Raw genomic sequence first — 10,201 nt, 5'->3', positions numbered from 1 at the left:
GTCCAGCGGGTCCAGGCCGTGGTCGGCCTCCCAGGCGGTCGGCATGCCGTCGCCGTCGTCGTCGGCGTCGAGGTAGTTGGCGGTGCCGTCGCCGTCGGTGTCGTCGTCGCGCACGTCACCGCTGCCGTCGACGTCCTCGTCGGCCGTCGCCAGCGAGTCGCCGTCGTCGTCCGCGTCGAGGTAGTTGGCGGTGCCGTCGCCGTCGGTGTCGTCGTCGCGCACGTCACCGCTGCCGTCGACGTCCTCGTCGGCCGTCGCCAGCGAGTCGCCGTCGTCGTCCGCGTCGAGGTAGTTGGCGGTGCCGTCGCCGTCGGTGTCGTCGTCGCGCACGTCACCGCTGCCGTCGACGTCCTCGTCGGCCGTCGCCAGCGAGTCGCCGTCGTCGTCCGCGTCGAGGTAGTTGGCGGTGCCGTCGCCGTCGGTGTCGTCGTCGCGCACGTCACCGCTGCCGTCGACGTCCTCGTCGGCCGTCGCCAGCGAGTCGCCGTCGTCGTCCGCGTCGAGGTAGTTGGCGGTGCCGTCGCCGTCGGTGTCGTCGTCGCGCACGTCACCGCTGCCGTCGACGTCCTCGTCGGCCGTCGCCAGCGAGTCGCCGTCGTCGTCCGCGTCGAGGTAGTTCGCGGCGCCGTCGCCGTCGGTGTCGTCGTCGCGCACGTCACCGCGGCCGTCGACGTCCTCGTCGGCCGTCGCGAGCGAGTCGCCATCGTCGTCGGTGTCGAGGTAGTCGGGGGTGCCGTCGCCGTCCAGGTCGTGGACGACGCCCAGCGCGGTCAGCTCGTCGCGCGTGAGGACGCCGTCGCCGTCGTCGTCGACGTCCGCGCAGTCCACGAGTCCGTCCCCGTCGGTGTCGGCGCCCGAGGTCGCCATCGCGGTCATCTCGACGGCACTGGCCCCGAAGTCGGAGCCGGCGAGCGACGTCACGATCCCGGTGGGCGAGAACGCGCCCCGGCCGATCGCGAGGTGGGTCCGCGACGTGTCGCTCGTCGCGTTCGCGTAGACGAGGTCGGCGAGGCCGTCGCCGTCGACGTCCCGCAGCAGCGTCGACTCGCTCGCCGACGACCCCCACCCGACGGCCGACGCGAGGGGCCCGCGGATCTGGTTCCACGAGAACCTCCCGCCACCGAGCGCCTTCCAGACGACGGTGTACGCCCACCCGTCGTCGACCGACACGATGTCGGCCAGGCCGTCGCCGGTGACGTCGGCGACGAGGGTCTGCCGCGTGGAGGACGTGTCCGACCCGACCGCGAAGTTCGGGTTCGGTGTGCGCACGGCGGCCGCGAACGTCCCGTCCCCGTTGCCGAGGTACGTGTCGGCGTAGCGGTACGTCGTCCCGCGGGAGACGAACACGATGTCCTGCACGCCGTCGCCGTCGGCGTCCGCGAGACGCGTCGTCTGGACCTCCGCGTCCTGCCCGAAGTCGGACCCGGGGACGGTGGTCACGACCGGCGTGGAGCTGAACACCCCGGAGGCGGCACCGGGGTAGACCCAGATCCGATCGCCCGCCTCGTCGGCCTGCACGAGGTCGGCGAACCGGTCGCCGTTCACGTCGCCGACCATCGTCGCCTGCTGCGGTCCCGACCCGAACGGGGCGGCGAGCCCGGGGGTCTGCACGACCGAGCTGAACCTCCGCCCGACGGCGTCACGCGGGTACACCCGCGCCAGGTTGCCCGTGTTGCTGGCGTAGACGACGTCGTCCTGCCCGTCGCCGGTCACGTCCGCGACGAGGGTGTTCTCGTTCGTGCCGATCCCGAGGTCGACGAAGGAGAGCGCGCTCCCGCGGTCGTCGACCGCCTGCTGGAACGTGCCGTCCCCGTTCGACCGGTAGCTGGAGGCGACGCCCACGCCGCTGTAGACCGAGGTCGACCCGTCGGCCACCCAGAGGATGTCGGCGCGGCACTCGAGGGTGTCGCCCACGCCGTCGCCGTCGGCGTCCGCGCTGTGCACGACGGTGTCGAGGTAGTCGGGGAGCCCGTCCCCGTCCGAGTCGTCGTCGCGGGGGTCGCCGTCGCCGTCGAGGTCCTCGTCGAGGGTGGGGATCCCGTCGCCGTCGTCGTCGGTGTCGGAGACGTCGGGGGTCCCGTCGCCGTCGGTGTCGGTGCCGATCCGGGCGAGCCCCGTGAACTCCGACGTCGTGATGCCGGCGTCGAACGCGGGGCCGCCGGCCGTGGTGGTCGGGGTCGTCGCGAACTGGCCGCCCGTCGTGGCCGGGTGCACCACCACGCGGGCGCCCGACGCGTCGGCGACGACGACGTCGGCGAGGCCGTCGCCGGTGACGTCGCCGACCATCGTGGCGTGGTTCCCGTCGAACCCGAACCCGCCCGCGGAGAGGGACGTCGACACCACCGGGCCGAACGCGCCGGAGCCGGAGGCCAGCGTCACCACGATGCGGTACGGAGAGCTCGTCGTCTGAGACACGACGTCCGCGTCACCGTCGCCGTCGACGTCGCCGAACCCGGTCGTCGCCGCGGAGCCGGTCGCACCGAGCACGCCCGTCACGCTCGACACGGTCGGCGTCGCGGCGAACCCACCCGTGCCGTCGCCGGCGTAGAACGCGACGCTGTTGGCGCGGGCGTTGACGACGTCGAGCGCACCGTCACCGTTCGCGTCGGCGAGTCCGGTGACGTCGGTGGTCGAGGACCCGAAGTCCTGGTTCCCGCCGAGCGTCGCGGTGGTCCGCGTCGCGACGCTGAACGTCCCGGCCGCCGTGCCCGGGTAGACGGTGACCGTGTCGGGGTTGGCCGACGCCTTGAGCAGGACGACGTCGGGGATCCCGTCGCCGGTGACGTCCGCGAGCACGGTCGAGTCCGTCGCGCTCGTCCCGATGCCGGAGTTCGGGATGTTCGACACCACCGCCGCCGCGAACGTCGACCCGGGCTCCTGGAGCTGGACGAGGAAGCTGTCGTTGACCGTGCCCGTGGCGTCGCCGCCCCAGAACAGGTCGTCGAGGCCGTCACCGTCGAAGTCGGCCAGCCCGGAGTGCTCGGTGGGCCCGATGCCGGCGTCGACGACGTCCGTCGTGTCGACCGTGGGGCCGGGCAGGAAGCCGCCCGCCCGATCCGACTCGGTGACGGTGGTCGAGCTGCCGTCGTTCGTCCAGACGATGCCGGTCAGGGCCTCGGCGGCATCCGGCACCCCGTCGCCGTCGCGGTCGAGCAGCGTCGGAGCCGCCGTCGCGGGTGGTGCCAGGAGGACCCCGCACCCCGCGAGGGCGACCGCCGCGCCGACCGCGACGAGCTGCTTCCCTCTCCGGTGGACTCCTCGGTCCTGTGAGTCCCCGCCCCGGCCCTGGTGAGCTCCGTCTCGCACCGTTCCTCCTCGAACGACTCGTCATCGAGCCGTCCGCCGAGGCGTCCCCCGTGCCGGGGGCGAGCACCGCGGACGACTGATGCCATCCGATCCGGGTGCGGCGCCCGGCACTGCTGCACACGCAGGCGACCGTGCTCGGCGACGCTGCCGTGGTGCCTGTGGCAGCCAGGATGACCCCGGGCGCGAGGCGGGTCAACGGGGCCTCGACGTTCCTGTGGGAACCGCGCGATCCGTCCGCCGGCGGCCGGAGCCGTGGCAGCGGCTCCTCGCAGGTGAGGCCCGCGGAGCACCTCCGCGGGGGCGACGTCGGCCGGTACGGTCGGGCCATGGCCTCGATGACCGCGTTCGTGCTGCTCGTGTACGTGCTGGTGCCGGCGGTGCTGCTGTTCGTGCTGTACCTCGTGGTCCGCCGTGCCGTCCGGGACGGGTTCCTCGACGCGCGCGAGGTCGACCGCCGGGAGGCCGCGCTCCGGCAGTCGCAGGCCGTGGCGTCACCGCCCACGCCCGTCACCCCGGCGCCCGGCCCGGGCGACCCGGCCTGACCTGCCCCCGGACGCCCCGCCCGCCCACGCCGCGGGCGGACGGGTCCGACGGGCGCGGGGCGGTCAGCGTCCGGTGTCGAGCGCGAAGCGCACGGTGCGGCGGTCGACGGACGCCTCGGCCAGCCGCACCCGCACGTCCGTCCCCAGCGGCAGCGCGTCCCCCTCGACGCGCCCCCGCGCCGGCGGCTCGCGCAGCTGCACGACGCCCGACGTCCCGTCGTCGCGCACGTCGACCACCACCCCGCCGAACACCTCCCCGACCCGGCCGCTGAGCAGCGCCGCCTCGACGAGGTCGACGCAGCCCCGGTCGTACGCCGCGGCCCGCCGGTCGCCGCCCGCCATCACGTCCGGCAGCGACGGCAGCGCCTCGCGCACCCACGACGGCACGTCGGTCCCCGCGCACAGCGCGACGCACGTCTCCCCCACGAACCGGTCGACCAGCCGGCGCAGCGGCGCGGTCGCGTGGGCGTACGGCGCGGCGATCGCGGCGTGCTGCGGCTGCTCGGGCGCCTCGCCGTCGAACGCCACGTACGCCGCGCCGCGAAGCAGGGTGGTCGCCTCGGTGAGCAGCGCCGCCTGCGCCGGCACCGAGGCGTCGAGCCCGCGCACCACCTCGGCGTGCCCGGCGCCGTCGGGCCACGGCACCCCGAGCGCGCCCGCCGTCCGGCGCAGCCGCTCGACGTCACGGGGGTCGGCCGGCGGGAGGGTGCGCAGGACGCCCACGCCGCCGTCGAGCATGAGGCGGGCGGCCGCCATGCCGGTGAGGAGCGACACCTGGGCGTTCCAGTCCTCGACCGGCAGGGTCGCCCGACTGGTCAGCGTCCACCTGTCCGCCCCGTCGACCTCGACCTCCTGGTCCGGCGTCGGCAGGGTCAGCCCGCCGCGCGCGACCTCGGCGGCGACGCGCAGCCGCCCGACCTCCCGGAGCAGCTCCGGCGTGCCGTCCGCCGTGCCGGCGTCGAGGGCGCGCTGCACGCCGGCGTAGTCGAGCTGCGCCCTGCTGCGGACGAACGCCCGGTGCACCCGGACGCGCGTGGGCTCGCCGTCGGCGTCCAGGTCGAGGTCCCACAGCAGCGCGGGGGCGTCCTGGTCCGGCAGGAGGCTCGCCGCGCCCTCGGAGAGCCGCGGCGGGTGCAGGGGCACGCGACCGTCGGGGCCGTAGAGCGTGACCACGCGGCGCCGGGCCTCCGCGTCCACCGCGCCGCCCGGCCGCACCCACGCGGCGACGTCCGCGATGGCGTAGCGCAGGCGGTACCCGGAGCCGCGCCGCTCGAGGTGCAGCGCCTGGTCGAGGTCGCGCGAGCCGGCGGGGTCGATCGTCACGAACGGCACGTCCCGCGCGTCCTCCCGCTCGGGGCCGCGGTCCGACGGCCCGGCGGCCAGCACCTCGTCCACCTCGGCGAGCACGGCGGCGGCGAACTCCCCCGGCACGTCGAGCTCGTCCCGCAGCGCGGCGAGCCCCGCCCGGACGGCGGCGTCGACGCGTCGCGCACGGGCGTCCCCGGCGGCGGGGCGGAGGCGGACGTGGCGCACGCGGCGAGCCTAGGCCGACCGCGCGCACCCCGCCCGGGGCCGGCGCCCCGGACGCCCGCCGGCCCCGGGCGGCCCCGGCCCTCAGCCGCGCTGCGAGAACGCCGCGTCGAACGCCGCGTCGGGGGCGTCGAACGCGAGCCGCCGCACGAACGCCAGCGCCTCGGGCGCGCCGAGCAGCCGGTCCATCCCGGCGTCCTCCCACTCCACGGAGATCGGCCCGTCGTACCCGATGGTGTTGAGCACCCGGAACGCGTCCTCCCACGGCACGTCGCCGTGCCCGGTGGAGATGAAGTCCCAGCCGCGGCGCGGGTCCGCCCACGCCAGGTGCGACCCGAGCCGGCCGTTGCGCCCGTTGGACATCCGCTTCTTCGTGTCCTTGCAGTCCACGTGGTAGATCCGGTCGCGGAAGTCCCACAGGAACGCCACCGGGTCGAGGTCCTGCCAGACCATGTGGCTGGGGTCCCAGTTGAGGCCGAACGCCTCGCGGTGCCCGATGGCCTCCAGCGTCCGGACGGTGGTCCAGTAGTCGTAGGCGATCTCCGACGGGTGCACCTCGTGCGCGAACCGCACGCCGACCTCGTCGAAGACGTCGAGGATCGGGTTCCAGCGGTCGGCGAAGTCCTGGTACCCGGCGTCGACGGCCGCCTGGGAGACGGGCGGGAACATCGCGACGTACTTCCAGATGGACGACCCGGTGAAGCCCACGACCGTCTTCACCCCGAGGCGGGCGGCCATCCGGGCGGTGTGCTGCATCTCCGTCGCGGCGCGCCGCCGGACGCCCTCGGGGTCGCCGTCGCCCCACACGACGTCCGGGAGGATGTCGCGGTGGCGCTGGTCGATCGGGTCGTCGCAGACCGCCTGCCCCTTGAGGTGGTTCGAGATCGCCCAGACCTGCAGGCCGTACCGCTCGAGGACGTCGAGCCGGCTCTGCACGTAGGCGTCGTCGTCCCAGCGCCACGGGTCCAGGTGGTCGCCCCAGCAGGCGATCTCGAGGCCGTCGTAGCCCCACTCGGAGGCGAGCCGGGCGACCTCCTCGAACGGCAGGTCGGCCCACTGGCCGGTGAACAGCGTGACGGGTCGTGCCATGGTGCGCGCTCCTTGTCGGGTGGGCGGGTCGCGGCCGGGCGACCCACGAGGTCGGGGGTCAGGGCAGCGGGACCCAGCGGCTGTCGTCGGCGGCGCTGCGCTCCACGGCCTCGAGCACGCGCTGCACCCCGAGCCCGTCCGCGAACGACGGGCGGGGGTCGCGGCCGGCGGCGATGTCGCCGACCAGGTCGACCACCTGGTGCGTGAACGCGTGCTCGTAGCCGAGGCCGTGGCCCGCGGGCCACCAGTGCGCGATGTAGGCGTGCTGCGGCTCGGTCACCACCACGCGGCGGAACCCCGCGACGGCGGCGTCCTCGGTGGCGTCGTGGACGTGCAGGACGTTCATGTCCTCGAAGTCGAACGCGAGGGACCCGCGCTCGCCGTTGACCTCCAGGCGCAGGGCGTTCTTGCGCCCGGTCGCGAACCGGGTGGCCTCGAAGACGCCGAGCCCGCCGCCGGAGAGCCGGGCCAGGAACACCGCGGCGTCGTCGACGGTCACCGGCCCCCGTTCGGTGCCCGCCGTGCCGTGCAGACCGGAGAAGTCCGCGGCGACCGGGCGCTCCCGCACGAACGTCTCGAGCAGTGCGGAGACGCCCGTCAGCCGCTCACCGGTCACGTACTGCGCGAGGTCCACCGCGTGCGACGCGATGTCGCCGAGCGCGCCGGAGCCCGCGGCCTGCTTGTCGAGCCGCCACGACAGCGGCGCCTCGGGGTCGGTCAGCCAGTCCTGCAGGTACTGCACCCGCACGTGGCGGACCGTGCCGATGCGGCCCTGCTCGACGAGGGTGCGGGCGAGCCGCACCGCCGGCACGCGCCGGTAGGTGTAGCCGACCATCGAGCGCACGCCCCGCGCGGCGGCGGCCTCAGCGGCGGCGACCATGAGCTCGGCCTCCGCGACGGTGTTCGCGAGCGGCTTCTCGCACAGCACGTGCTTGCCGGCCTCCAGCGCCGCGACCGCGATCTCGGCGTGCGTGCTGCCGGGGGTGCAGATGTCGACCAGGTCGACGTCGTCCCGGGCGACCAGCTCCTGCCACGAGGTCACGGACTCCTCCCAGCCGAGCCGGTCCGCGGCCGCCTTGACCGCGCCCGCGTCCCGTCCGCCGAGCACCCGCATCACCGGCGTGCGCGGCAGGTCGAAGAACCGGGGCGCGGTCCGCCACGCCTGCGAGTGCGCCGCGCCCATGAACGCGTACCCGACCATCCCGACGCGCAGCGGCGCCGTCGTCGTCCCGTCCGTCACGAGACCCTCCTCTGCTGGGGGCGACGGGGCCGGCCGGCACGCGCCCGGCCCCGTCGCCCGCCGGTCAGGACTCGAACGCCGAGTCGATGTACTGGTCGACGTTGTCCGCGGTCACCACGGGTGCGTAGAGCTGCACCGTGCGCGGCACGCCGGAGGACGCGAGGTCGCTCAGCGACTTCTCGTGCGCGACGAGCCGGGCCAGACGGATGCCGTCCGCCGCCTGGGTGGACGGGTAGATGACGGTGGCCTGCAGGACGGAGTCGCCGGACTGGATCTCCCGCATGACGTTCGCGGAGCCCGCGCCGCCGACCATGAAGAACTCGTCGCGGCCGGCGTTCTCGATGGCGGCCAGGACGCCGACCCCCTGGTCGTCGTCGTGGTTCCAGATGGCGTCGATCTCCGGCGCCGCCTGCAGCAGGTTCGCCGCCGCCTGCTCCCCGCCCTGGACGGTGAAGTCCGCGGCGACGCGGTTGCTGACCTCGAGGCCGCAGCCGTCGAGCGCGTCCGCGAAGCCCTGGCTGCGGTCCTGGGTCAGGGGCAGCGAGTCGATGCCGGCGATCTCGGCCACCACGGCGCCCGGGTCGTCGCCGAGCTGCTCGCAGATGTACGTGCCGGCGGAGACGCCCATGCCGTAGTTGTCGCCCAGCACGGTGGCGCGGGAAGCGAACGGGCTGGAGAACTCGCGGTCGACGTTGATGACCGGGATGCCGGCGTCCATCGCCTTGGTCGCGACGTCGGTGAGCGCGGCCCCGTCGAACGGCAGCAGCACGATCGCGTCGACGCCGTCGTTGATGAACTGCTCGATCTGGCTGATCTGGAGGTTGACGTCGTTGGTGCCCTCGGCGACGCGGAGCTCGACGTCGGAGTACTTCTCCGCCTCCTTCTGGGCGGCGGTGGTGATGGCGCCCATCCAGCCGTGGTCGGCCGCCGGGGCGGAGAAGCCGATGACGACCTCCTCGCCGGCCTCGTCGTTGTCGGACACGGCCTGCTGGGAGGTGGTGCCGCCGTCGGCGTCGCCGTCGTCCTCCTCGGCCGGGGTGTTGGAGGTGCAGGCGGTCAGGAGGGCGACGGACAGCACGGCGACGGACGCCAGCGTGCGGCGGCGGCGCAGGGTCGGGCGAGCGGACATGGGATCTCCTTCGACGATGTCCAGCGGGCGGGTGGGTGTCGTGCGGTGGGCCTCCGAGCGGGCGCGACGCGGTGCGCCAGGCCGCCGGCGGCTAGGTCGTGCGGGGTGCGGAGCGCGTCGTGAAGCGCTGCTGCAGCAGGACGGCGGCGATGATGATCGCGCCCTTGGCGACGGCCTGGACCGAGGAGTCCAGGTTGTTCTGGACGAAGATGTTCGTGAGCGTCGCGAAGATCAGGACGCCCAGGACGGTGCCGACGATGGTGCCGCGGCCGCCGGCGAGCAGCGTGCCGCCGACGACCACCGCGGCGATCGCGTCCAGCTCGTAGAGCTGGCCGTTGGTGGAGGACCCCGCGCCGGTGCGGGCCAGCATCATGACCCCGGCGATCCCGGCGGCGAGGCCGGACAGCGCGTACAGCAGCATCGTGTGCCGCCGGACCGCGATGCCGGCGAGCCGGGCGGCCTCCGGGTTGCCGCCGACGGCGACCGTGCGGCGGCCGAACGTCGTGCGGTTCAGCAGGAACCAGCCCGCGACCGCGACGGCGGCGAAGATCCAGACGATCTTCGGCACGCCGAGCAGGTCGCCCTTGAACGTGGACGAGAACGACGACACGGTCACGAGCTGGGTGCGACGCTGCGCGATGAGCTCGGCGAGCCCCCGGGCGGCGACGAGCATGGCGAGCGTCGCGATGAACGCGACCACCCTCCCGTAGGCGACGAGCACGCCGTTCACGAGGCCGGCCGCCACGCCGACGAGCAGCGCGCAGCCGACCATGACGATCCAGCCGTACTGCTCGGCCATGGTCTGGGTCGCGAGCGTGGTCGCCCACACCGACGCGAGCCCGAGCACCGACCCGACCGACAGGTCGATGCCGCCGGCCGTGATGACGAACGTCATGCCGATGCTGATCACCCCGATGATCGAGGCGGTCGACAGGACGACGAGGAGGTTGTCGACGCTGGCGAACCTGCTGCCGGCGGTGACGTAGCCGACCACGCCGATCGCGGCGAGCGCGATGACGAGGCCGAGGGTGCGGGCGGCGCCGCCGGAGGCCGGGCCGCGCCGGGTCCGCCCGGGCGACGGGGCCGCGCGCTCGACCCGGACCGACTCGTCCGCCGTCGGCGTCGAGACCTGGTGCTCGCTCACGCGGCACTCCCTTCCATGACGAGGTCGAGCACGGCGTGCTCGTCGATGGCGGCGGCGGGGCCCTCGTGGACGACCCGCCCCTCGGAGACGACGAGCACCCGGTCCGCCAGGCCGAGCACCTCCGGGATCTCGCTGGACACGACCACGACGGCCGCGCCCTCGTCGGCGAGCCGGCGCACGAGGCCGTAGATCTCGGCGCGCGCGCCGACGTCCACCCCGCG

Annotated in this window: 7 protein-coding genes and 1 pseudogene; 1 reads left to right on the top strand and 7 read right to left on the bottom strand. The window is 74.7% G+C overall.

Annotated features, from left to right (window positions below):
- A partial coding sequence (locus AAHH18_RS08900; RefSeq protein WP_343301371.1) for a VCBS repeat-containing protein occupies positions 1-3,132 on the bottom strand: 3,132 nt, incomplete at its 3' end.
- A gap of 500 nt (positions 3,133-3,632) precedes the next feature.
- Here AAHH18_RS08900 and AAHH18_RS08895 point away from each other — a divergent pair.
- Positions 3,633-3,848 (top strand): hypothetical protein, encoded by a 216-nt coding sequence (locus AAHH18_RS08895; protein WP_343301370.1) that lies wholly within the window; start codon positions 3,633-3,635, stop codon positions 3,846-3,848.
- Between the two features lie 63 nt (positions 3,849-3,911).
- Here the strand turns inward: AAHH18_RS08895 and AAHH18_RS08890 are convergent, their stop codons facing one another.
- From AAHH18_RS08890 to AAHH18_RS08865, 6 genes and pseudogenes are all read right to left on the bottom strand, one after another.
- Positions 3,912-5,381, bottom strand: a complete 1,470-nt coding sequence (locus AAHH18_RS08890) for an RNB domain-containing ribonuclease (protein WP_343301369.1) — start codon at positions 5,379-5,381, stop codon at positions 3,912-3,914.
- Positions 5,382-5,462: 81 nt separating this feature from the next.
- The gene (locus tag AAHH18_RS08885; RefSeq protein WP_343301368.1) at positions 5,463-6,467 is read right to left on the bottom strand and encodes a sugar phosphate isomerase/epimerase family protein; all 1,005 of its coding nucleotides are present in this window, start codon (positions 6,465-6,467) and stop codon (positions 5,463-5,465) included.
- 58 nt (positions 6,468-6,525) lie between these two features.
- On the bottom strand, positions 6,526-7,668 hold the full coding sequence (locus AAHH18_RS08880; protein WP_343301372.1) for a Gfo/Idh/MocA family protein: 1,143 nt from the start codon (positions 7,666-7,668) through the stop codon (positions 6,526-6,528).
- A 103-nt stretch (positions 7,669-7,771) separates the two neighbouring features.
- Complete coding sequence (locus AAHH18_RS08875; protein WP_343301367.1) at positions 7,772-8,836, bottom strand: substrate-binding domain-containing protein; 1,065 nt, start codon at positions 8,834-8,836, stop codon at positions 7,772-7,774.
- 91 nt (positions 8,837-8,927) lie between these two features.
- A complete protein-coding gene (locus tag AAHH18_RS08870) occupies positions 8,928-9,980 on the bottom strand; it encodes an ABC transporter permease (protein ID WP_283320493.1) in 1,053 nt (350 codons plus the stop codon).
- A pseudogene (locus AAHH18_RS08865) lies at positions 9,977-10,201 on the bottom strand (sugar ABC transporter ATP-binding protein); the annotation flags it as partial. The pseudogene AAHH18_RS08865 and the gene AAHH18_RS08870, both read right to left, overlap by 4 nt.

This window comes from Cellulomonas olei, assembly GCF_039548315.1.
Classification (GTDB): domain Bacteria; phylum Actinomycetota; class Actinomycetes; order Actinomycetales; family Cellulomonadaceae; genus Cellulomonas.
The sequence above is the reverse complement of the archived record's forward strand: the minus strand, read 5'-3'. Positions and strand labels throughout refer to the sequence as shown.